Source organism: Roseiarcus fermentans, assembly GCF_003315135.1.
Classification (GTDB): Bacteria; Pseudomonadota; Alphaproteobacteria; order Rhizobiales; family Beijerinckiaceae; genus Roseiarcus; species Roseiarcus fermentans.
Genome location: NZ_QNRK01000042.1, coordinates 1 through 21,411 on the forward strand (window position 1 = coordinate 1; position 21,411 = coordinate 21,411).

Consider the following 21,411-nt stretch of genomic DNA (forward strand, 5'->3'; position numbering starts at 1 on the left):
ACGAAGACGCGGAGCAGCCCCGGACGCAACTCGGACATGCGGAACAAACCCGCGTATTAGAGTTTGATCACCGACGTCCAACAGGCTTCGCCCCCACCCCTGCGCAATCATCCGAGGCCATCCTTCCTCCCAACAAGGAGCGGAGACGAGATCGCGTGTCCGACCTCTTGACGAAGGACATAAGAGCAATCCATGCCGCCGCTTGCTTCCTGCGGAAAGAATCGCTCCGTCTTCTGCTCGCAACGAAGGGCGGCGGGACGATCAGAGGGCGCGACAGCGGCCCAGCGGCCCTGGATCGCTTCCCCCCGGGCTCTTCGACCCGGGGGTCGCTCGCGATGACGGCGCTGTTCGCTGCCGGCTTGGGAGTTACGACGGGAGGCCGAAACGCGAGGAACTCGCTGAGGCCGGTCGCGTTTTCTTGCGACCGCGTTTGCGGTTCGGATCGAGACGACCATCTTCACAGGAGCAGGATCATGCGTAAGCTTTTCTTCGCCGCAGCGGCGATTCCTTTGTTCGCCGCCGCCGCTCTGGCTCAGAACGCCTCTCCGCCCTCCGGCGACGCCGGGCCGGCCAGCACGCCGCCCGGCTCGATGCAAAATCAGCCTGCGACCGGGCGCGCCACGACCGCAGTCGACGTACCGAGCAAGGGGCCGAGCTTCATCCAGGTTCCGGACACGGCGATGTTGACCGGAAACGTCGTCGGTCTCGACGTCTACAACAGCCAGAACAACGACGTCGGCAAGATCCACGACGTCGTGCTGGGGCCGGACCAGTCGGTGAAGGGCTACATCCTGTCGGTGGGCGGCTTCCTCGGGATGGGAACGCACTATGTCGCGGTCGATCCGGGCGCCGTCGCGATCACCTACGACGACAGCAACAAGACGTGGCGCGCGGCAATGAACGCCAGCAAGGACCAGCTCAAGGCCGCGCCCGAGTTCAAGTACGACGGCCGCTGGAGCGCGAGCCGAAGCTAAAGCAAGCGGCGCGGGCGCGAGAGCGCGCTCGGGTTCAGCCGACGTTCCGAGCCGTCTCGGCTCGGAACGCCCGCCCGACGGCCGCTGCGCAGGCGGCCAACGAATTCACCGTGGGAGTCGCGCCTCGCGGCGTCCGTCCGGGATTCCCAGGAGCGAGCGCGGAAGAACCGCGGCGCCGCGTCGAAGCGGGAGCGACCGCCTCGCATGCCGGCGGGCGCGCTATGACGACGGATCGGCCGGAGGACGCGCGTCGTCGCTCTGGTCTCTCGGCGGCTTCGTCACGCCCTGGCCCGAATAGTCCTCAACCTCCCGGGAATAGGGCTGCGTCTTCTCCCGCTCGCCCTCGTGCGGCAGGACCGGATTGCGCCGGGGCTCGCGATTTCGGCTCATTCCGTGCTCCCGCTCCGGCTTCGCCGCCTCGTCGCGCGCATCGGCTTCCCGGCGCGCGGCGGGGCCGGATGTCGTGCTGGTCTGGTGCGCCATCGCTCTGTCCTCCGCCAGCGCAACGCCGTTTCTCCCCCAGTGTTCCGTCGGTTTCGCAGTCTGTCGGGAAGCGGGAACAATGCGCCGCTTTCGACCGTTGCCCAAACGCGCTCGCGGCGCGTGCGGGCGGACGAATCACGGGAGCAATCGGATGGATTGGGATCGGATCCAGGGAAGCTGGAAGCAGATGACCGGCAAGGTCAAGGAACAGTGGGGCGCGCTGACGGACGATGATCTGACGACCATCGACGGGCAGCGCGATCAGCTCGAAGGCAAGATTCAGGAGCGTTACGGACTGGCGAAGGACGAGGCGCGGGAAGCGGTCGAGGCGTGGCGGACCCGCCAGACCATCTGAAAGCCCCGGTCGGTCCGGTTCCGGACCGCGGGCGCCCGCTCCGTCCCTCGGGGACGGAGCTTTTCTTTTGCCGCCGCCGCCTCACGCTCCCATCAGATGTGCGGCGATTTCCCGCCGCTGGGGCGCGCGGCGATGCTCGAAGAGAAAAATCCCCTGCCAGGTTCCGAGCGCGAGCCGCCCGCCGATCATCGGGATGGAGAGGTGCGCGCCGGTCAGCGCGGCGCGGATGTGGGCGGGCATATCGTCCGGCCCCTCGTCGTCGTGGGCGTAGAGCCGCGGGTCCTCCGGCGCGACGCGCTCGAAAAACGCCTCGAGGTCGGAGCGCGCTTCCGGCGCGGCGTTTTCCTGGATGATCAGCGAAGCCGAGGTGTGGCGGCAGAAGAGGGTCAGGAGGCCGGTTCGAATCCCGAGACCGGTCGCCCATTGCGACACCGCCGCGGTCGCCTCCACGAGGCCACGGCCCCGGGTCGGGATAGCGAGGATCTCGACGAACTGGCGCATCGTACGGAGCTCCAATCGGCTTCCGGGGAACAGTTTCGACGTTGCCAGGTTATTGTCGTGCTCAAACCAGCAAGAAGACAAGGGGCCACCGTCGATGCGACTCATTCTTCTCATCATCGTCATATTGCTTTTGCTCGGCGCCTTGCCGACATGGCCATACAGCGCCGGCTGGGGCTACTACCCCGCGGGCGGCCTCGGCGGCATCCTGATCATTCTCGTTATTTTGGCGCTTCTCGGCATCCTGTAGCCCGAGCCGCGGGCGGGCGGCGCCCCGCCCGCGGCGAAGCCGGGTCGTTTGCCGATCAGTCCGCGCGGGCGGCCCGGCCGCGCCGTCAGCGACGCAAGGCAGCGCCGATGAGGAAGCCGATCGCCACAGCGACCGAGAGCGATACGACCGGGCGCCGCTCGAGGGAATCGGCGATCAGGCCGCCGATCGAGGACGCCTGATCCTGAGCGACGATGCTCAACGCCTCGGCTGCGACCGCGGCGCGCCCGGAGGCCTCCGACGCGACCGCGCCCGCCTCGGTGCGAGCGCGCCCCAGTCCGAGCCGCCCCTCTTCCTGCGCGACGGCGCCGAATGCGCCGACCGCGCCGGTAATCCGGCGGGACAGCTCGGCGAGCTCGGTTTTCACCGCCGCCATATCCTCACCGAGGCGGTCGCGGGCGTCCGTCGCGCTCCGTCCTGCGTTCCCGGCGAGGTCGCTTGCGACCTTCGTCGCGCCGTTGACGGCATTCGCAACGTCATTCATGGCCAACTCCGTTTCCGCACTTCGAACGCGCCTGTCCCGTCGAGGTTCCGTCGCGGTCAGGGGCGCTGCTCGGGCGCGAGGTGGTCGTGCAGGATCAAGCCGACGATCAGCAGCGGCGACGACAGAAAGGCGCCCATCGGCCCCCACATCCAGCTCCAGAACATCAGCGACAGCAGCACGGCGAGGGCGTTGATCTCGATCTTGCGGCCGATGATCGCCGGCGTGATGAACTGCCCCTCGACGAACACGACCAGCATGAACAGCGCCGCCGGCAGGAGGCCCATCCCCAGGGTCGCCCCCGTGACCACGCCCACCACCGCGAGCACCGCGGTCATCGCGATCGGCCCGACGATCGGGATGAAGTTCAGCGTCGCCGCCAGCGTTCCGAAGCCGATCGGCGTCGGCAGGCCGGTCGCCAGCGCGATCAACCCCGCGGCCGCGCCCACGGCGAGGTTGATGCTGGTGACGGTGACCAGATAGCCGGCGAGCGAGTCCTCCACCTCGTTGAGGATCCTGAGAACCCGCAGCCGGGAGTCGCGGCTCGCGAAGGTCATGACGAGCTGGCGGCGCAGGTCCGGCCACCACGAGATGAACAGCAGCAGCACCACCAGGAAGTAGAGCAATCCGGTGACCGGCGGCGAAATATAGCCGATCGTGGTCGGCACCCAGCTGATGCTGGGCTCGGGCAGCGCGACCGCGGCTCCTCCCGCGTGGATGCCCAGGGACGCCTCGACTCGTCGCCAGAAGCCGAACAGTCCGTCGAACGTGTGGAGCTTGTCTCCCATCGCGGGCAGCTTTTCCGCGAGTTCGGCGACGGGCGTGGCGATCAGCCCGACGATCAGCGCGATCAGCAGGGCGGTGATCAGCACGATCAGCGCGGCCGAGACGACGCGCGGGATGCGCCGCGCCTCGAGCGCCTTGGCGAGCGGCGACAGCATCACCCCGACCACGAAGGCCGTCACGATCGGCAGCAGCATCTCGCGGGCGACGAACAAGGCCGCGCCGACGGCGACGACGGCGATCGACGCCGCCGACCAGACCGACAGCAGCCTCAGCCGGTCGACGGGCTGGGCGCTCTCGTCGACGATGACGGCCGGAATGGGCCTTGGACGCCTGTCGCTCACGCCTCGTCCTTCCAATCGCGCCGGCAAGGCACGAACCCTGCAACGCATAAACGCGGCAGGACCGGAATCGGCTCAAATGAATTGCGACGATGTCGGGGCTCGGCCCGCGACCGGCCTTCAGGACGCCGGCGCGCCGGCGGCCTTGAGAATCTGCGGCTTCACCTCGCTCTCGAGCGCCTCGGCGGTGATCGGACCGACGTACTTGTAGGCGATGGTTCCGTCGCCGCGCACGACGAAGGTCTCCGGCACGCCGTAGACGCCCCAGTCGATGCCGGCCCGCCCGTCCGGATCGAGGCCGATTTTGGCGTAAGGGTCGCCGAGCGCGCCGAGGAAACGGCGGACGTTGTCGGGCTTGTCCTTCTGCGCCACGCCGTAGACCACGACGCCTTTCGCCTTGAGCGCTTCGTCCGCGGCCAGCGCCATCAGGTTCGGATGTTCGTCGTGGCACGGCGCGCACCAGGAGCCGAACACGTTGACCACGGTGACGTGGCCCCGACGCAGGTCGGCGTCGGTCAGGCCCGCCTGGCCGTCGAGCCCGGGCAGGTCGAGCTGCGGCGCGCTCTGGCCGATCAGGGCCGAGGGCAGCTTCGCCGGATCGCCGGCGTAGAGGCGGACGAACAAAAGCGCCGCGAGGACGACGAAGACGGCGGCCGGCAGGAACGCCAGCCAGCGGCGGGACGGGCGCGCCGCCTCGGGGGCCGCGCCGGTCAACGCCCGCTCCTCGACCCGCGCGCGGCTTCCAGCGCCCGGTTCGCCTCCGCCAGCGCCGCGCTGAGGCGCCGGTAGTCGAGCGCGACCGCGCCGATCATCGCGGCGATCACCACAGCGGCGACGGCATAGGCCGCGATCACGAAGCCGATGTGCGGATCGCTCAGCATCACGCGCCCTCCGCCGCGAACGGCGGCGCCGCGAACCGGTCGCCCTCGGCGGCGGCGAGCATGGTCACCCGCGCGATCCGCCGGCGCAGGATCTCGTTGCGGATCGCGAGCAGATGCAGGGTGAGGAACAGCAGGGCGAAGGCTGCGATCATGACGATCAGCGGCCACAGCAGCGAGCGGTCGATGGTCGGCCCGCCGAGCCGGAACACCGAGGCGGGCTGGTGCAGGGTGTTCCACCAGTCGACCGAGAATTTGATGATCGGCAGGTTGACGCAGCCGACGAGGGTCAGGATCGCGGCGGCGCGCGCCGCCCGGCCCGGGTCGTCGATCGCCCGCCACAGCGCGATCAGGCCGAGATAGAGCAGGAACAGCACCAGCACCGACGTCAGCCGCGCGTCCCAAACCCAGTAGGTCCCCCACATCGGCTTGCCCCACAGCGAGCCGGTGGCGAGGCAGATGAAGGTGAAGCCCGCTCCGAGCGGCGCCGCAGCCTTCTGCGCGGCGTCGGCGAGCGGGTGGCGCCAGACGAGCGTGCCGAGCGCCGCGAGCGTCATCACCGCGTAGACGAAGGACGCCATCATCGCCGCCGGGACGTGCAGATACATGATCTTGGCGGTCTCGCCCTGCTGGTAGTCCGGCGGCGCCAGAAACGACAGCGTCAGGCCGACGGCGAACGTGACCGCCGTCGCCGAAGCGAGCCACGGCGCCAGACGGCGCGTGAGGTCGACGAAGACCGTCGGATTGGCGATGTTGATCATTGCGGGGTCTTTTACCGCCCCGCGCGGCGGCCGGCAATTGCGTCCGATCGGCGCAGCCGGCGCCGCGGCACGACGATCGGAAAACCCGATTAAAGAGCGCGGAAGAATTCGTTTCCGCCTGTCGTTCGATCGGCTAAGGTGGCGTCGCCAGAATGAATGGCAGGGAGGGAAGTCAAAGAGAGCGGTTTCTCCGACCTCGCCTGCCCCTGTTCGCCCGGCAAAACGTCACACGCGCCCCCTTCGGAGGCGGGCGCCGCGCCAGTCGCCACGAAGGGTCGCGTTTCGTGGCCGTGTTCCGACGGAATCTTGACGAAAGGACCGAGGAAGTCATGACCAGCGAAAGCCAATGCCCCGTCCAGCACGGGAGCCGCGTTCACAGGAACCGGGACTGGTGGCCGAACCAGCTCGATCTCGGCGTTCTGCACGCGAATTCGACCTTGTCCGATCCGATGGGCGAGGCCTTCGACTACGCCCAGGAATTCAAGAGCCTCGACCTCGACGCGGTGACCCGCGACCTCGAAGCCCTGATGACGAGTTCGCAGGACTGGTGGCCGGCCGACTTCGGCCACTATGGCGGCTTGTTCATCCGCATGGCCTGGCACAGCGCCGGCACCTACCGCATCGCCGACGGCCGCGGCGGGGCGGGAGCCGGCCAGCAGCGCTTCGCGCCGCTGAACTCCTGGCCGGACAACGCCAATCTCGACAAGGCGCGCCGGCTCCTGTGGCCGATCAAGCAGAAATACGGGCGGAAGATCTCCTGGGCGGACCTGATGGTGCTCGCCGGCAACGTCGCGCTCGAGTCGATGGGCTTCAAGACCTTCGGCTTCGGCGGCGGGCGCAAGGACACGTGGGAGCCCGAGGAACTCTATTGGGGTCCGGAAGGGACGTGGCTCGGCGACACCCGCTACAGCGGCGAGCGCGAGCTCGAGAACCCGCTCGCGGCGGTGCAGATGGGCCTGATCTACGTCAATCCCGAGGGGCCGAACGGCAATCCCGACCCGCTCGCGGCGGCGAAGGACATCCGCGAGACGTTCAAGCGCATGGCGATGGACGACGAGGAGACGGTGGCGCTGATCGCCGGCGGCCACACCTTCGGCAAGACCCACGGCGCGGGCGATCCGTCCTTCGTCGGCGTCGCGCCGGAAGCCGGCGACATCGAGGATCAGGGCCTCGGCTGGAGGAGCAAGTACGGGACAGGCGTCGGCGCGGACGCCATCTCCGGCGGTCCCGAGGTGATCTGGTCGCAGACGCCGACCCAGTGGAGCAACCACTTCTTCGACAATCTGTTCAAATTCGAGTGGGAGCTGACCAAGAGCCCGGCCGGGGTCAAGCAGTGGCAGGCCAAGGGCGCCGAAGCCTCCGTTCCCGACCCCTTCGATCCGACGAAGAAGCGCGTGCCGACCATGCTGACGACCGACCTGTCGCTCCGCTTCGACCCGGCCTATGAAAAAATCTCGCGGCGCTTCTTCGAGCATCCCGACCAGTTCGCGGACGCGTTCGCCCGCGCCTGGTTCAAGCTCACCCATCGCGACATGGGGCCGATCGTCCGCTATCTCGGCCCGCTCGTTCCGAAGGAACAGCTCGTCTGGCAGGACCCGATCCCGGCCGTCGATCATCCGCTGATCGACGACGCCGACGCCACGGCGCTGAAGGCGAAGATCCTCGCGTCCGGACTGACCGTGCCCGACCTCGTCTCGGCGGCGTGGGCGTCGGCCTCGACCTTCCGCGGCTCCGACAAGCGCGGCGGCGCCAACGGCGCGCGCATCCGTCTCAGCCCGCAAAAGGACTGGGAAGTCAACAACCCGCCCGAACTCGCCAAGACCCTTCTAAAGCTCGAAGCGGTCCGGAAGGAGTTCAACGCCCAGGCCAGAGGCGGCAAGAAAGTCTCCCTCGCCGACCTGATCGTCCTCGGCGGCGCGGCGGCGATCGAGAAGGCGGCGAAGGACGGCGGCCACGACGCCAAGGTTCCCTTCGCGCCCGGGCGCATGGACGCTTCACAGGAGGAGACCGACGTCGAATCCTTCAGCGTGCTCGAGCCCAGGACCGACGGCTTCCGCAATTATGTCAGCGGCAAGCAGCTGATGGCGCCCGAGGAGGGGCTGGTCGACAGGGCGCAGCTCCTGCGGCTGACGGCGCCCGAGATGACGGTTCTGGTCGGGGGCTTGCGAGCGCTCGGCGCCAACGCCGGCAAGTCGCCGCACGGGGTGTTCACCAAACGGCCCGGGACGTTGACCAACGACGTCTTCGTCAATCTGCTCGACATGGGCACGGTGTGGCGGCCGGCCGCGAATGCCGAGGGTGTCTACGAGGGCCGCGACCGCAAGACCGGCGAGGTCAAATGGACCGCCACCCGGGTGGACCTGATCTTCGGCGCGCACGCGCAGCTGCGCGCGATCGCCGAGGTCTACGGGTCGGCGGACGCAGGCGACAAGTTCGTCAAGGACTTCGTCAGGGCCTGGAACAAGGTGATGAACGCGGACCGCTTCGACCTCGTCACGCGCGATGAGCCGATGCGGATGGCGGCGGAATAGAATAGACCTGCAGGGCCGCCAGTGACCGCCGCGCGCCTTGGGCGCGCGGCGCCGATCAGACGCCAGCTAAGCGAACCAGGGTCGCCGCGAGGCATGCCGGATAGGGACGATCTCCACGGCGTCTTCCCCGACCCTGTAAAACATCTTGCAGGGATAGCGCGGGACGATCTTGACGAACAGCATCCGTCGGGAGGTTCTCTTGCCTCCCAAGGGATGGTCGGCGACGACTTGCAGCGCCTCTCGAAGGCTCGCTGCAACGTTTCGCGCGCCCACCGGGGACGCCGCGACAAGGTGCGCCAAGATTGCCGAGAGGTCGCTTTCCGCGCGTTCGGTAAACCGAACAATCACAGCCCTGCGCTTTTCCAGAGCGCGCGGATACGACCATCGTCGACGAACAGTCCCTCGTCAGCCTGTTTCAGGCCTTCGGCGACGGCGGCCTCTTCAGCCGGCGACAAAATGTACACGCCGGTGCGCACGGCCTCGATTTCGCGCGCCGCCTCGGCGAGCGCTTCTTGGTCTTCATCCGGCCACGCTTCGATCGCGGGCAGGAGCTTCCGGAGTGTCGAGTTCATCGTGCAACGTTACCATTTCGGCGAGGAAGCCGCAAAGAGCGCCAAGACTCAATGCGCGATCGTCTCCAGCGCCAGGTTGGTCGTCCTCGGTCCGAACAATCCGATCGTCGCCATCACGATCGCCATCGCGCCCGCGATGAACACGAACACCCCCGGCGCGCCGAAACCGTCGAGGATGAAGGCGATCACGAAGGAACTGAAGATCACCGAGAGCCGGCTCCACGAATAGACGAAGCCTGCCGCTCGCGCCCGAATCCCGGTCGGGAACAATTCCTGCTGGTAGGCGTGAAAACTGTAGGACATGACGTTGTTGGCGAGCGTCAGCACGACGCCCATGGCGATGATCGTCGCGGCCTCGCGCGCCTGCCCGAACACGAGCCCGGCGACGAGGATCAGCAAGGCCGCGGCGACGATGACCCACTTGCGTTCGAGCCGGTCGCCGAGGAAGAAGCCGATCAGCGGCCCGACCGGCGCCGCGAGCGCGATCACCGTCGTGTAGCCGAGGCTGGTCGAGACGGTGATCCCCTGCTTGACCAGGAGCGAGGGGACCCAATTGGCGAAGCCGTAGAAGCCGACGGTCTGGAAGATGTTGAAGACGCTCATCAGGATCACGCGGCCGCGCACGCCCGGACGCCAGAGGTCCATGAAGCCGCCCGCCGGCGCGACCGGCTCGTCGGGGCCGGGCGGCGGCAGCGGCTTGCCGATGTCGGCTGCAACGTTCGCCTCGATTCGCCTCAGCGCCGCGTCAGCCTCGGCGAGCCGACCGTGCCTGGCGAGCCAGCGCGGGCTCTCCGGCAGGTTGCGACGCAACACCACCACGATCGGCGCCGCCAGCGCGCCGATCAGCACCACCCAGCGCCAGCCCTCGACGCCGAGCGGCGCGGCCGGCACGAGCACGAAGGCCAGGAACGAGATGATCGGCACGCACGTGAAGCCGATCGCCTGGTTGACGGCGAAGGCCCGCCCGCGGATCGCCTTCGGCGCCAGTTCGCTGACATAGGCGCCGATCGTCACCATCTCGAGCCCGAGCCCGACGCCGCTGACGAACCGCCAGAGATTGAGCCCGAAGGCGTCGTTCTGCATCGCCACCATGACATTGGCGGCGGAATACCAGAGGAGCGACCAGGTGAAGATCGCGCGGCGGCCAAAGCGGTCGGCGAGGAAGCCGCAGACGAGCGTGCCGACGAACAGGCCGGTGAACAGAGCGGCGATGAAGCTCGCGACGCCGGTCGTTCCGAACAGTCCGGTCGTGTGCGCGGTCAGCACGCCGGACTTGACGAGGCTCGGCGCGACATAGGCGGTGAACAAGAGGTCGTACAGCTCGAAGAACATGCCGAAGCCGAGCAGGACGAGCATGGTCCAGATCGTGCGCGTCGCCGGCAGCCGGTCGATGCGGGCGGAGATTCCGCCTGCGGTCGGGATCGCTCTGTCCTCGGGCATGGTTCCTCCTTTTGTCGCTGTCCGGCGCAATAGGGGCGCGCGGTCGGGGTGTCAAAAACGCGGTCGAACGCAGCTCGTCGGCCAGGCGAGCCGCCGCGGCGCGGCGGACACGCGATCTTCGCGTCGCCGCGCTACGCTTTCCGCGAATCTGGTCCCTCGCGCCCCGCTCATGCCCCCGTCGGCTTGCCATCGCTCACCGTTCGCCGCCTCGCGGCGGTTTCGGCGTCTCGCGCCGGCGCTCGCGCTCGTTTCGCTCGTCGCGACGGCTTCCGCGGCGGCGGAAGCGCCGCTCCGGGTGGCGGTCTATGACGTGCCGCCCTACGGCCACGCCGAGCCGGACGGGACGATCGACGGCGTCAGCGTCGATCTGTGGCGGCGCGCGGCGGAGGTCCTCGGCCGCGAGTACCGGCTCGTCCCGGTCGCGCAGATGACGGCGGTGCTCGACGGCGTCGCGCGCGGCGACTACGACGCCGCCATCGGCGCGATCACGATCACGCCCGAGCGCCTGGCGCGCGTCGACTTCAGCTATCCGGCGCACCGCTCCGGCGTCGCGGTCGCGGTGCGCAGGGACAGCGGCCTGACCGCCGCCTTCCGGACCTACGCCTCGGTGGTGGCGGAGCTCAGCCCGCTGATCGCGCTGACCTTAGCGCTGCTCGTGGCGATGGGCGTCGCGATGTGGCTCGCCGAGCGGCCGAAGCGGGCGCACGAATCGGCAGTGGCCAGCTTGCGCGACGGCGTCTACTGGGCGGTCGTCACCATGACGACGGTCGGCTACGGCGACAAGACGCCCAAGACCAGCAGCGGGCGCATCATCGCGGTGGTGTGGATGCTGGCGAGCGTCGCGCTGATCTCGCTGATCTCGACCGCCGTCGTCTCGAAGGTGACCGCCGACCGGGTCGCGAGCGCGCGCCCGCTGACCGAGGCCGATCTCGTCGGCAAGCGGCTCGCGGCGGTGGCGCGCTCGTCGGGCGCCGAGTTTCTGGACGAGCGGCGGCTCGCCTATCGGCCGTTCGACGACATCCCGTCCGAACTGGCGGCGCTGGCGCGCGGCGAGGTCGACGCGGTCGTCAACAGCGTCGGCGCGCTGCAATACGCGATTGCGACGCGGTTCAGCCGGACGGTCGAGCCGCCCCGTGGCGTGCTCGCGCCGGCCTACATGGCCTTCGCCCTGCCGCCCGGCAGCGCGCTGAAACGGCCGCTCGACGAGGCGCTGGCCGAAATCACCGCCACGCCCGAGTGGCGCCGGGTCGAGGCGAGCTATTTTGGGCCGTGAGGGGGCCGCCGTTTTGACGCTGCGCCCTATGGATAGAACCCCTCTCGATGTGAGCGAAGGACGCTTGCACGACTGGAATCCCGCTGTCAGTCTGGGCATCGCGGGAAGCGCTTCGGGCGCGGGGCGGGGATGGTCGATTTTTCGAAGCAAACGGAGATCAGGCGCTGGCTCGAGGCCATCGAGCCGGCCGAGCGGCGGCGTCAGGTCGCGATCGTCATTGCCGCGCGCGCGGCCCTCCGGGCCATCCCCTTCCTCCAAAGGGAGGTGACGAGCGGCCGCTCCCGCAAACGAACGCCGCCTGACATCGTTTTGCCGTGCTTGCGCGGGACGGCGTTGCCTTGGGTCGCCGGTAAATATCCGGCCCACGGTAACAAGCTTCGCACCGCCGCCGCCGCCGCCGCCGCGTCCGCGTCTTCCGCGTCTGCCGCCTCCGCCGCCTCCGCCGTCTCCGCCGCCGCCTCCGCCTCCGCCTCCGCCGCCGCCTCCGCCTCCGCCTCCGCCGCCACCTCCGCCTCCGCCTCTGCCTCCGCCTCCACCAGCTACGCCGTCGCCTACGCCTCCGCCGCCGCCGCCTCCGCCGCCGCCGCGGCCTTCGCCGCCGACGCCGCTCAGATTGATTCGGGCCGCGCCGCCGACGATCTCGCGGGAATGCCCCTTTGGCCGAACGGCCCCCCGCAGCGGGCGAGCAAAGCCTGGCGGACCTTGAAATCTGTTCTCCTCGACGCCAACGAAGGTTGGGACGTCTGGACCGACTGGTATGAGGCGCGGCTCGACGGCGACGCCGGTTCTCCGCCGAACGAAGCGCTCGAAATCGCCCGCGCGACGATTCCGGACGACATCTGGACACAGGGTCCGGCGGTGGTGAACGCCGAGATCAAGCGGCTGACGGAAAAGCATACCGAGGGCAATGACCGGCCCCCGATGAGCGCCAGCTTCAACGCAACGCCGTTGGGCAACGTCTTGATCGGAGGCGCGCCTGCGGCCGCGCCTCCTGGCGCCCCGACATCGCTCCCACACGTTCCTGCCCTCCGCCCCGCCTCCATCGAGCCGATCTTCGAATCCGGACGCCTGACCCTCGCCAGGACGGCCGTCGAAGCGACCCTGTCCGGGCAAACGATTCTTGCCTCCTTGGAGGCTCTTGCCCAGAGCCTCAGGCGCCTAGCGGAGGCTGCCGGCCAAGAGAGCAACATCGACAAACGCATCGCGAAGCGGCTCGACGAAATCTCGAAAGGGATACCAAGCAAGCGTCCCAGCCAGACACAGCTCTTCCGGCTTGGCCACGAATTCGATGAGCTCAAGGGCTATCTAAAGATCGTCGCGGAGTCGTGGCCGGAGCTCGTCGCGGCTCGATACGCTTCGGTGACGCTGGCCTTCGAGCGCACGCTGCGCCGCTTTCCCAAGTGGGTCGATTTCACGCAAGAGCCGCCGATCGAAAAGGTGCTCCCGGCCGAAGCGCACGACATCGCCAAGGCGGCTGAGACGCTCGCCGATGTCCTGCGGGAACCGGAGAGCCGGGATGTCGTCGACCAAGTCCTTCCCGATGCGATCGCCGACCTTTCCGACGAACTCGCCGATGCGGCGACGCGCGCCGAAGGCCGCAATGAGCCAAGCGAGTTTGGCCGCGAGGCACTGGCGCGAGACATTCTGGAGAGCCTCAACAACACGTTGAAGCGCATCGCGGAAGGCGGACTGGCCGTTCTTGGAGGCGCGGGCAAGGCGGCAAAGGTCGCCGAGAAGAAGATTGGCTCTTACGCGAACGAATTTGGCGAAGGGGCCGACGAGAGCCTGCGAAAGTCCTCTCGAAAGGCCGGCGACGAAGTCGGGCCGGCCTTGTTCAAACTGTTGAAGGTGACGCTTGCGGCAACCGTTGCGGGCGCCGGCGCCAAGGTCGGCGGACCGACGCTGGCGGCGTGGCTCACGGCGCATTACCCGCAGATGTATTCGTGGCTCGAGGCGATATTGCCTTTGCTCAAGTGAGAGCCGATCAGAAACGTCCTTCTGCCGTCATGGCCCGGACAATGCACGCTCCACAGCTTCGACGAAACGGGTTGCACTCTCGATCGCTTCGGTCGCCTCCGACTTCCCCACCTCCTCATCCGCGCCCACGGTGTAGTCCGCAGCGACTTTCATGCGGTAGGCCCGCGCGAGAAACGCGGTCAGCCCGCGCTCCATGGCCGGGTCGTCTTTCACGAGCCGGGAGAACTCACTGCGCACACCGGAATGCGTCTTGGCCACCTTGTCGGTACGCGCCAGGATGAGCGCCTGAGCGGCGTGAAAGGCGGCGAGGTAAGCCGCGCGTCCGGCAGCCTGGTAATAGCCGATCTCCGCCACGGCCCGCGCTTCGCGAAGCGATTGCGCCGCCTTTTCGAGATAAGCGGCCGGCAAGGCGGTCACAGATCGCGCCCCTCGCGGACGATTTCCCGCATGAGGGGGTTGCGCCCCGGATCGAGTCCGACGCGCAGCGGCAAAGCGTTGATAACGGCCCCGGTCTCGTAAAGGAGGTCCGTCTCGATCTCGGCCAGGCGGCCGCTCTCGGTCCAGAAACTCTCCGGATCCTTCAGAAAGACCGCGATATCGTAATCGGAATCCGGGCGCTCGTCGCCACGGGCGCGCGACCCGAACAGCACGACTCGTTCCAGCCGCGCGCCGTAGACCTTGTCGAGCGCGGCGCGAAAGCGGGCGAGGATCGGATCGGCGGAGGCGTCCATCCTTCCACACTATCACAGGGACGAAGCCTTCCCTACTCCCGCACGTATCTCAGCGCCGCCGCCGCCGCGAACGGCGCGGCTGCGACCGCGAACAGGGAAAACGCGCACAGCATCAGGAACGGCATCAGAAAGGGCGCCGCGCCGCCGCTGGCCGCCGAGGCCGCCGCGACGCCGAAGATCAGCACCGGGATCGTCAGCGGCAGCACCAGCACCGCCATCAAGAGGCCGCCGCGCCGGAGCGAGACCGTCAGCGCCGCGCCGATCGCGCCGATCATGGTCAGCGCCGGCGTGCCGGCGAAAAGCGTCGCGGCGACGAGGGTGAGCGGCTCGGGCGCCATGCCGAGCATCAGGCCGAACACCGGCGAGACGACGATCAGCGGCAGCGCGCTGGTCGTCCAGTGGGCGGCGCATTTGATCAGCGTCACCAGTTCCAGCGGCAGCGGGCCGTTGATCATCACGTCGAGCGAGCCGTCGTCGTGGTCGGCCTGGAACAGCCGGTCGAGGCCCAGCAGGGTCGCGAGCAGCGCGGCGATCCACAGGATCGCCGGCCCGAGCTTCGCCAGCAGGGCGAGGTCGGGGCCGATGGCGAACGGCATGATCGCGACGAGGATGAGAAAAAACACCGCGCCGACCGACGCGCCGCCGCCGATCCGCCGGGCGATCCGCCATTCGCGGGCGAAGAGAGCCAGGACCGAGGTCATGGGGCCGGCGACCGGCTGATGCGCAATGCCGTCCCGCCTGGTCTTGCGCCAGTCGAACGAACGCCCTCCTCCCCTCTTGTGAGGGAGGGGGGGCGGGCCATGCCTAGCCGATTGGCGCGGAAGGGAACTTCCCAAGTTCGGCGCGACCCCCCAGTCTGTCTCGCCCCCACGAGGCTACTGCACGCACACATCTTGGGCCCCGCACGAAAACGGTCGGCGCCGTGCGCCTCCTCCCCCCTTGTGGGGGAGGAACGAGGAGGGGGGTCACGCTGAACTCGAGGTTTTTGGCCTTTCCAGCCGCGAAACTGAGAGCTCCGTGAGACCCCCCACCCTGTCCCGCCCGCACAAGGGGGGCGGGGACGCTGTTGGTCGCTCGCAGATCGCGCCGGCAAGGAGATGTGTGCATGCCGTAGCCCCACAAGGGGTGCTAGGACGCTCACGATGCGCCCTCGTCGCTGCGCCCGCGCAATCGCCACCCTCACGCGACGCCCCCCGCCGCGCCGATGCGCAACTCCCGCGCCCGCGCGAGCCCGAGGGGAGCGTGGGTGGCGGCGACGACGATGCCGCCGTCGTCCATGAAGCCTTGCATGATCGCCGCGAAGGCGTCTTGCGCAGCGGCGTCGAGGGCGGTGGTCGGCTCGTCGAGCAGCCACAGCGGCCGCCGGGCGACGAGCAGCCGGGCGAGCGCAACGCGCCGCTTCTGGCCGGCGGAGAGCGCGCGCGCCGGAAAATCCATCACATGCGCGAGGCCGACCCTCGCCAGCGCCGCTCCCGCAGCATCGCGACGCGCCTCTCCGCCGAGCGCGCCGGCCCAGAAGACGAGGTTTTCGCCCGCGGTCAGCGCCCCTTTCAGGGCGTCGGCGTGGCCGAGGTAATGCGCCTGCTCGCCCAAGGTCCGCTCGCCGTCGCCGCCGTCGAGGGCGAAGCCGCCGGACTGGAGCGGCAGGAAACCGCACAGCGCTCGGAGCAGGCTCGACTTGCCGGACCCGTTCGGCCCGGTCACGATCAGCGCCGATCCCGCCTCGGCCTCGAACCCGAGACGCGAAAACAGCCTCCGCCCGCCGCGCTCCATGGCCAGGTCCCACGCCCGCAAACGCATTGATTCTCCATGAAAAGCGCCGCGCGACGCCGCCCCCTTCGACGAATAGTCCCTGTAGCGCGCATGCCTGAAGTTTTCTATAACCCGTGCTTCGTTCATCCCGCTTCTCGGAGCGCGCGCATGGCCAGCCTCGACAGTTTCAAGTGCCGCAAGTCACTGACCGTAGGGGCGAAAACCTACGATTATTTCTCCATCAAAGCTGCAGAGAAGAACGGCTTGCGCGGCGTCTCGTCGCTGCCGTTCTCGCTGAAAATCGTGCTCGAGAACCTGCTGCGCAACGAGGACGGCCGCAGTGTCACCAAGGCCGACATCGAGGCGGTCGCGGCCTGGCTCGACGACCGGGGCGCGAAGGAGCACGAGATCGCCTTTCGCCCGGCGCGCGTGCTGATGCAGGATTTCACCGGCGTCCCCGCCGTCGTCGACCTCGCCGCGATGCGCGACGCGATGAAGGCGCTCGGCGGCGACCCCGACCGGATCAACCCGCTGGTGCCGGTCGACCTCGTCATCGACCATTCGGTGGTCGTCGACTATTTCGGCACGCAGAAGGCGCTCGGCCTCAACGTCGCGCGCGAGTACGAGCAGAATCAGGAGCGCTACCGGTTTCTCAAGTGGGGCCAGCAGGCCTTCTCCAATTTCTCGGTCGTGCCGCCCGGGGCCGGCATCTGCCATCAGGTCAACCTCGAGTATCTGGCTCAGACCGTCTGGACCGCGAAGGAAAAGAAGGACGGCCGCACCGTCGAGGTCGCCTATCCCGACACGCTGGTCGGCACCGACAGCCACACGACCATGGTCAACGGTCTCGCCGTGCTCGGCTGGGGCGTCGGCGGCATCGAAGCGGAGGCTGCGATGCTCGGCCAGCCGCTGTCGATGCTGCTGCCCGAAGTGATCGGCTTCCGGCTCGCCGGCGAATTGCGCGAGGGGGTGACCGCGACCGACCTCGTGCTGACCGTCACCCAGATGCTGCGCAAGAAGGGCGTGGTCGGCAAGTTCGTCGAGTTCCACGGCCCCGGCCTCAACGCGATGTCGGTCGCCGACCGGGCGACGCTGGCCAATATGGCGCCCGAATACGGCGCGACCTGCGGCCTGTTCCCGATCGACGCGAAGACGCTCGACTATCTGAAGAGTTCCGGCCGCAAGCCGTCGCGCATCGCCCTCGTCGAGGCCTACGCCCGGGCGCAGGGGACCTTTCGCACCCGCGCCACGCCCGACCCCGTGTTCACCGACACGCTGGCGCTCGACCTGGGCGAGGTCGCGCCCTCGCTCGCCGGCCCCAAACGCCCGCAGGACCGGATCGCGCTCTCCGAGGCGAAGTCCGGCTTCGAGCAGGCGATGGCGGGCGAGTTCAAGCAGCCCGACGCGCTCGGCGCGCGCCACGCGGTCGAGGGGGCGAACTACGACCTCGGCGCCGGCGACGTCGTGATCGCCGCGATCACCTCCTGCACCAACACCTCGAACCCGAGCGTGATGCTCGCCGCCGGCCTCGTCGCCCGCAACGCCGTCGCCAGGGGCCTGACCGTAAAGCCCTGGGTCAAGACCTCGCTCGCGCCGGGCAGCCAGGTCGTGCAGGACTATCTCAAGGAGGCCGACCTCCAGAAGCCGCTCGACAAGCTCGGCTTCAACATTGTCGGCTTCGGCTGCACCACCTGCATCGGCAATTCCGGCCCGCTCGCGCCGGAAATCTCGGCCGCGATCGCGAAACACAATCTGGTCGCAACCTCGGTGCTCTCGGGCAATCGCAACTTCGAGGGTCGCGTCAATCCGGACGTGCGCGCCAACTACCTCGCCTCGCCCCCGCTGGTCGTCGCCTATGCGCTCGCCGGCTCGATGGCGATCGACCTCACCCGCGAAGCGCTCGGCAAGGACAGGCAGGGCGCGGACGTCTACCTCTCCGACATCTGGCCGAAGGGCCAGGAGGTGGACGACCTCGTCGATTCGGTCATCACCGCGAAGATGTTCAAGACCCGGTACGCGAGCGTGTTCGACGGCGACGCCAACTGGCGCAGGGTGAAGGCGCCGGCGGGGCTCACCTACGCCTGGGACGCGGACTCGACCTACGTCCAGAACCCGCCCTATTTCGATGGCCTGACCATGACGCCCGCGCCTGTCGCCGACATCGAGGGCGGTCGCATTCTGGCGCTGTTCCTCGATTCGATCACCACGGATCACATTTCCCCGGCCGGCTCGATCAAGGCGGCGAGCCCCGCGGGCAAGTACCTGACCGGGCACGGCGTCCAACCGGCCGACTTCAACCAGTACGGCACCCGGCGCGGCAACCATGAGGTGATGATGCGCGGCACGTTCGCCAACATCCGCATCAAGAACCAGATGGTGAAGGACGAGGCCGGGGCCGTGGTCGAGGGCGGCCTGACGATCCACCAGCCCGGCGGCGAGCGCCTCGCCATCTACGACGCGGCGATGAAGTACATGGCGGAGAAGGTCCCGCTGGTCGTGTTCGCCGGCAAGGAATACGGCACCGGCTCGTCGCGCGACTGGGCGGCCAAGGGCACGAAGCTCTTGGGCGTGCGCGCTGTCGTCGCCCAGAGTTTCGAGCGCATCCACCGCTCGAACCTGGTCGGCATGGGGGTGCTGCCGCTGGTGTTCGAGGAGGGGACGAGCTGGCAAACGCTGGGCCTCGTCGGCGACGAGACGGTGACCGTCCGCGGCCTGGGCGAAACGCTCAAGCCGCGCCAGATCTTGCAGGCCGAGGTCGCGCGTTCGAACGGCGAGGCGTTTTCCGTTCCGCTCGTCTGCCGCATCGACACGCTCGACGAGCTCGAATATTTTCGCAACGGCGGGATCTTGCAGTACGTGCTGCGGCAGCTGGCGGGTTAGCCTGTGGCTGTGGCGACAGACCGGTAGGCCTTCCGCGGATCAGCCGGGATGGGACTTCCTGCCTCCTGGCGACGAGGCCTTGATCGCCCGGCCGACTTCGTGCCCTGATGGCGAAAGTCTCTCGCGTGCTGAAGGGGCGAGCGCCATGGGTGTCCGGAGCCGTGCAGTCGTGTCGTCCGCCGCGCTGGTCCTCGTCGGCCTCGCGGCTCCGATCGCGCCCGCGTTCGCCGCGGCGGACCCGAGCGCAATCTGCGCGCCCGGCGACGACGATCGCGCCCGCCCGATCCCGCAATCCCTCGCAGCCAGGGCCCGCGCGGCGCTCGGCTTCGCCAGCGAAGCGCCCGACGACTATGTCGTGCGGTCGACGGTCTATCGCTGCATGGACGGCGTCGTCTGGGTCTGCACCCATGGCGCGAACCTGAGCTGCGCCAAGGCGGACACCGCGCCCGCGTCCGCCGGGGCCGAAGCCTGGTGCCGGGAGCATCCGGGCGCGGACGAGATTCCGGCCTACGCGACCGGGCATGACACGGCCTACGCCTGGACCTGCGCCGGGACGAAGGCGGTCGCCGGCCGCGCCAGCCCGCTCGACCGGCGCGGTTTCTTCGCCGACCAGTGGAAGCCGATCCGGGACTAGCGAACCCGAAGGGCGGCGACGCGGGGCGCGCCGGCCCTGGCGAAAATCGAGGCGGCCGGCGACAGCGAGGTCGGTCAGTTCGATCCAGCGGGAAAAGGCTTCACGCCTCCGCCTTCTCGACCGTCTGGATGACGTCGAAGCCCTCGAACTCGGGATGCCCGAGATAGAGCGGCTTGTTGTCGCCGGCGTTGCGGTGGGCGGCGCGAAAGGCCTCGGACTGGGTCCAGGCGGCGAAGGCGTCGCGGCTCTCCCACATCGTGTGCGACGAATAGAGCACGTGATCGTCGCGCTCGGGCCCGCGCAGCAGGTGGAAGGCGACGAAGCCGGGGACGTGATCGAGATGGCTGTCGCGCGACAGCCACACGGTTTCGAACGCAGCGCCTGCGTCCTTGAGCACCTTGAAGCGGTTCATGGCGATGAACATGGGCGTCCTTGTCGAAAGCCTGCAGTCAATGCGTCGATAGTCGGCGCCTGTGGCGATCGTCAACCGTCGCCACCCCCGACGTCGCGCCGCTCGCAACGACCAGCGGGGTCCCGCGCCCCTATGTCGGCGCCGCGAACACGTCGCTCCATTCGGGATGCTTCTTCGACCAGGCGAGCACGAAGGGGCAGACCGGCGCGATCCTGAAACCCGACGCGCGGGCGTCGGCGACCATGCGCTCGACCAGCGCCTGCGCCGCGCCGGTCCCGCGCAGGCTCACCGGCGCCTCGGTGTGATCGGCGCTGATGAGACGGGCGCCGCGGCGGGTGAAGATCAATTCGGCCTCGCCGTCGCGGCCGTCGATCCGGGCCACGTAGCGGCCGCCGGCGCCCTGCTCCTCCTTCTCGATCCGAAGCGCGTCGCTCATCGTCGTCCTCTCCGCTCCCGCCCTCGCCCCCTCGAAGCGACGCGCAATCCACGGATTGCGCCCGCAGCCTCGAAACTCACGCCGGCGCCGCCTCGTTCCGCGCCGATCCGTCCGGGACCGCCGCTGCGACCTCGCCAAGGACGCCGAGCGCGCTGTCGACGCCGGCCGGCGAGATCCGGATGAGGCCGGTGTAGGGGTGGCTGAGCTCCAGGATCAGAAAGATCGCGGTGGCGATCGAGATCGCGCCCGCCAGAAGGGCGATGATCGTGATCGCGTTCGGCGTCGCCACCAGCCCGTTGCCGAGAAACAGCACCGTCGCCCAGCCGATCACGATCGTCAGCACATGCGGCGGAAACGGGCTCGCGAGCTGGCGCGCCATTCTCATCTGCGTGTCCTGGTATTTGCGCGCGAGATCCCAGGCCTTGGCGAGTTCGCGCCGCTGCCGGTCGGTCCTGGGCTCGAGGCTGTCGAAATAGCCGTCGAGGCCGGCGAAGATGGTTTTCGTCTCGGCGAAGGTGAACGGCCGCGGTCCCGCGCCGTCGCCGTCGAAGAAGCGGGCGCGCGAACGCGCGAGCGAGGCGCGCAGGCCCGCCCGGCCGCCGGCCCCCTCCGGTCCGTAGCGTTCGAGCGCGAGATCGATGTCGGCCACGACCGGCCCGAGCGAATAGGCCTCCGACTGCTGCGTGGCGAACACGCCGAATGCGGTCCAGATCAGCAGGCCGAGGACGAGCGCGAGCAGCAGCGACACGAGCCCGACCATTCCCCCGACCGCGCCCTTCGACGCGTTGAGCATGTCGAGGGGCGCCTCCCACTCGATCAGCATGCCCACGACGCTGGCGCCGAAAGTGGTCAGTCCGATTGCGACGGAGCGGGTGAGCGAATGCATGGGCCTCGAGGGGGTGCGGGAAGAGCCGCGCCGGACATAGCACGATCGCGTCCGAAGCGCGCGGG

The 21,411-nt window shown here is 68.7% G+C and carries 25 protein-coding genes; 8 read left to right on the plus strand and 17 right to left on the minus strand.

The window, feature by feature from the left end; genetic code table 11:
• Positions 1 to 473 precede the first annotated feature (473 nt).
• Positions 474 to 974, plus strand: coding sequence for a PRC-barrel domain-containing protein (locus tag DFR50_RS26505; protein ID WP_170153404.1), 501 nt, complete (start codon positions 474 to 476; stop codon positions 972 to 974).
• Positions 975 to 1,193: 219 nt separating this feature from the next.
• On the opposite strand, the gene DFR50_RS26510 is transcribed toward DFR50_RS26505, so the two are convergent.
• Positions 1,194 to 1,457: a hypothetical protein gene (locus DFR50_RS26510; protein WP_113892441.1), complete on the minus strand. Its 264-nt coding sequence runs from the start codon at positions 1,455 to 1,457 to the stop codon at positions 1,194 to 1,196.
• Between the two features lie 151 nt (positions 1,458 to 1,608).
• Between DFR50_RS26510 and DFR50_RS26515 the strand changes: the two genes are divergently transcribed.
• Positions 1,609 to 1,812 carry a CsbD family protein gene (locus DFR50_RS26515; RefSeq protein WP_113892443.1) on the plus strand — a complete coding sequence of 68 codons (204 nt, stop codon included), beginning with the start codon at positions 1,609 to 1,611 and terminating at the stop codon, positions 1,810 to 1,812.
• Positions 1,813 to 1,893: 81 nt separating this feature from the next.
• Here DFR50_RS26515 and DFR50_RS26520 read toward each other — a convergent pair whose 3' ends face one another.
• Entirely contained in the window at positions 1,894 to 2,313 is a 420-nt protein-coding gene (locus DFR50_RS26520; RefSeq protein WP_113892445.1) for a secondary thiamine-phosphate synthase enzyme YjbQ, read from the minus strand.
• 94 nt (positions 2,314 to 2,407) lie between these two features.
• Here DFR50_RS26520 and DFR50_RS26525 point away from each other — a divergent pair, with 94 nt between their 5' ends.
• Positions 2,408 to 2,560, plus strand: a complete 153-nt coding sequence (locus DFR50_RS26525) for a DUF3309 family protein (protein ID WP_113892447.1) — start codon at positions 2,408 to 2,410, stop codon at positions 2,558 to 2,560.
• Between the two features lie 85 nt (positions 2,561 to 2,645).
• Here DFR50_RS26525 and DFR50_RS26530 read toward each other — a convergent pair whose 3' ends face one another.
• The 5 genes from DFR50_RS26530 to DFR50_RS26550 all read right to left on the minus strand — a co-directional run bounded on the left by DFR50_RS26530 (position 2,646) and on the right by DFR50_RS26550 (position 5,822).
• Positions 2,646 to 3,062: a hypothetical protein gene (locus tag DFR50_RS26530; RefSeq protein ID WP_113892449.1), complete on the minus strand. Its 417-nt coding sequence runs from the start codon at positions 3,060 to 3,062 to the stop codon at positions 2,646 to 2,648.
• A gap of 56 nt (positions 3,063 to 3,118) precedes the next feature.
• Positions 3,119 to 4,186 carry an AI-2E family transporter gene (locus DFR50_RS26535; protein ID WP_245428169.1) on the minus strand — a complete coding sequence of 356 codons (1,068 nt, stop codon included), beginning with the start codon at positions 4,184 to 4,186 and terminating at the stop codon, positions 3,119 to 3,121.
• A gap of 117 nt (positions 4,187 to 4,303) precedes the next feature.
• A complete protein-coding gene (locus DFR50_RS26540) occupies positions 4,304 to 4,897 on the minus strand; it encodes a DsbE family thiol:disulfide interchange protein (RefSeq protein ID WP_113892453.1) in 594 nt (197 codons plus the stop codon).
• On the minus strand, positions 4,894 to 5,064 hold the full coding sequence (ccmD, locus tag DFR50_RS26545; RefSeq protein WP_113892455.1) for a heme exporter protein CcmD: 171 nt from the start codon (positions 5,062 to 5,064) through the stop codon (positions 4,894 to 4,896). Before ccmD ends, DFR50_RS26540 begins: the two co-directional genes overlap by 4 nt.
• Positions 5,064 to 5,822, minus strand: a complete 759-nt coding sequence (locus DFR50_RS26550; RefSeq protein WP_113892457.1) for a heme ABC transporter permease — start codon at positions 5,820 to 5,822, stop codon at positions 5,064 to 5,066. Before DFR50_RS26550 ends, ccmD begins: the two co-directional genes overlap by 1 nt.
• Before the next feature lie 329 nt (positions 5,823 to 6,151).
• Here DFR50_RS26550 and katG point away from each other — a divergent pair, with 329 nt between their 5' ends.
• A complete protein-coding gene (gene katG / locus DFR50_RS26555; RefSeq protein ID WP_113892459.1) occupies positions 6,152 to 8,353 on the plus strand; it encodes a catalase/peroxidase HPI in 2,202 nt (733 codons plus the stop codon).
• 66 nt (positions 8,354 to 8,419) lie between these two features.
• Here the strand turns inward: katG and DFR50_RS33675 are convergent, their stop codons facing one another.
• Genes DFR50_RS33675 through DFR50_RS26570 form a run of 3 tightly spaced genes read right to left on the minus strand, consistent with a single transcriptional unit; the run spans position 8,420 to position 10,365 of the window.
• Entirely contained in the window at positions 8,420 to 8,701 is a 282-nt protein-coding gene (locus DFR50_RS33675) for a type II toxin-antitoxin system RelE/ParE family toxin (RefSeq protein WP_170153405.1), read from the minus strand.
• Complete coding sequence (locus tag DFR50_RS26565; protein ID WP_113892463.1) at positions 8,698 to 8,925, minus strand: hypothetical protein; 228 nt, start codon at positions 8,923 to 8,925, stop codon at positions 8,698 to 8,700. The genes DFR50_RS33675 and DFR50_RS26565 overlap by 4 nt, the downstream gene beginning before the upstream one ends.
• Positions 8,926 to 8,973: 48 nt before the next feature.
• Positions 8,974 to 10,365, minus strand: a complete 1,392-nt coding sequence (locus tag DFR50_RS26570; protein ID WP_113892465.1) for an MFS transporter — start codon at positions 10,363 to 10,365, stop codon at positions 8,974 to 8,976.
• A gap of 169 nt (positions 10,366 to 10,534) precedes the next feature.
• Here DFR50_RS26570 and DFR50_RS26575 point away from each other — a divergent pair, with 169 nt between their 5' ends.
• Positions 10,535 to 11,638: a transporter substrate-binding domain-containing protein gene (locus DFR50_RS26575; protein ID WP_113892467.1), complete on the plus strand. Its 1,104-nt coding sequence runs from the start codon at positions 10,535 to 10,537 to the stop codon at positions 11,636 to 11,638.
• A 702-nt stretch (positions 11,639 to 12,340) separates the two neighbouring features.
• Positions 12,341 to 13,615 carry a hypothetical protein gene (locus DFR50_RS26580; RefSeq protein ID WP_147262940.1) on the plus strand — a complete coding sequence of 425 codons (1,275 nt, stop codon included), beginning with the start codon at positions 12,341 to 12,343 and terminating at the stop codon, positions 13,613 to 13,615.
• A 27-nt stretch (positions 13,616 to 13,642) separates the two neighbouring features.
• On the opposite strand, the gene DFR50_RS26585 is transcribed toward DFR50_RS26580, so the two are convergent.
• From DFR50_RS26585 to ccmA, 4 genes are all read right to left on the minus strand, one after another.
• Positions 13,643 to 14,032, minus strand: coding sequence for a HEPN domain-containing protein (locus DFR50_RS26585; RefSeq protein ID WP_113892471.1), 390 nt, complete (start codon positions 14,030 to 14,032; stop codon positions 13,643 to 13,645).
• The gene (locus DFR50_RS26590) at positions 14,029 to 14,346 is read right to left on the minus strand and encodes a nucleotidyltransferase domain-containing protein (protein ID WP_113892474.1); all 318 of its coding nucleotides are present in this window, start codon (positions 14,344 to 14,346) and stop codon (positions 14,029 to 14,031) included. Before DFR50_RS26590 ends, DFR50_RS26585 begins: the two co-directional genes overlap by 4 nt.
• 32 nt (positions 14,347 to 14,378) lie before the next feature.
• On the minus strand, positions 14,379 to 15,047 hold the full coding sequence (gene ccmB / locus DFR50_RS26595; RefSeq protein WP_113892476.1) for a heme exporter protein CcmB: 669 nt from the start codon (positions 15,045 to 15,047) through the stop codon (positions 14,379 to 14,381).
• 478 nt (positions 15,048 to 15,525) lie between these two features.
• Entirely contained in the window at positions 15,526 to 16,146 is a 621-nt protein-coding gene (gene ccmA, locus DFR50_RS26600) for a heme ABC exporter ATP-binding protein CcmA (RefSeq protein ID WP_113892478.1), read from the minus strand.
• 120 nt (positions 16,147 to 16,266) lie between these two features.
• On the opposite strand from ccmA, the gene acnA reads away from it, so the two are divergent.
• The gene (gene acnA, locus DFR50_RS26605) at positions 16,267 to 18,978 is read left to right on the plus strand and encodes an aconitate hydratase AcnA (protein WP_113892480.1); all 2,712 of its coding nucleotides are present in this window, start codon (positions 16,267 to 16,269) and stop codon (positions 18,976 to 18,978) included.
• A 145-nt stretch (positions 18,979 to 19,123) separates the two neighbouring features.
• Positions 19,124 to 19,612, plus strand: coding sequence for a hypothetical protein (locus DFR50_RS26610; protein WP_147262941.1), 489 nt, complete (start codon positions 19,124 to 19,126; stop codon positions 19,610 to 19,612).
• Positions 19,613 to 19,712: 100 nt separating this feature from the next.
• Here DFR50_RS26610 and hmuQ read toward each other — a convergent pair whose 3' ends face one another.
• The 3 genes from hmuQ to DFR50_RS26625 all read right to left on the minus strand — a co-directional run bounded on the left by hmuQ (position 19,713) and on the right by DFR50_RS26625 (position 21,346).
• Complete coding sequence (gene hmuQ / locus DFR50_RS26615) at positions 19,713 to 20,036, minus strand: heme-degrading protein HmuQ (protein ID WP_113892484.1); 324 nt, start codon at positions 20,034 to 20,036, stop codon at positions 19,713 to 19,715.
• A 118-nt stretch (positions 20,037 to 20,154) separates the two neighbouring features.
• A complete protein-coding gene (locus DFR50_RS26620) occupies positions 20,155 to 20,460 on the minus strand; it encodes a GNAT family N-acetyltransferase (protein ID WP_113892486.1) in 306 nt (101 codons plus the stop codon).
• Positions 20,461 to 20,536: 76 nt separating this feature from the next.
• On the minus strand, positions 20,537 to 21,346 hold the full coding sequence (locus tag DFR50_RS26625) for a bestrophin-like domain (protein WP_113892489.1): 810 nt from the start codon (positions 21,344 to 21,346) through the stop codon (positions 20,537 to 20,539).
• Positions 21,347 to 21,411: the final 65 nt, after the last annotated feature.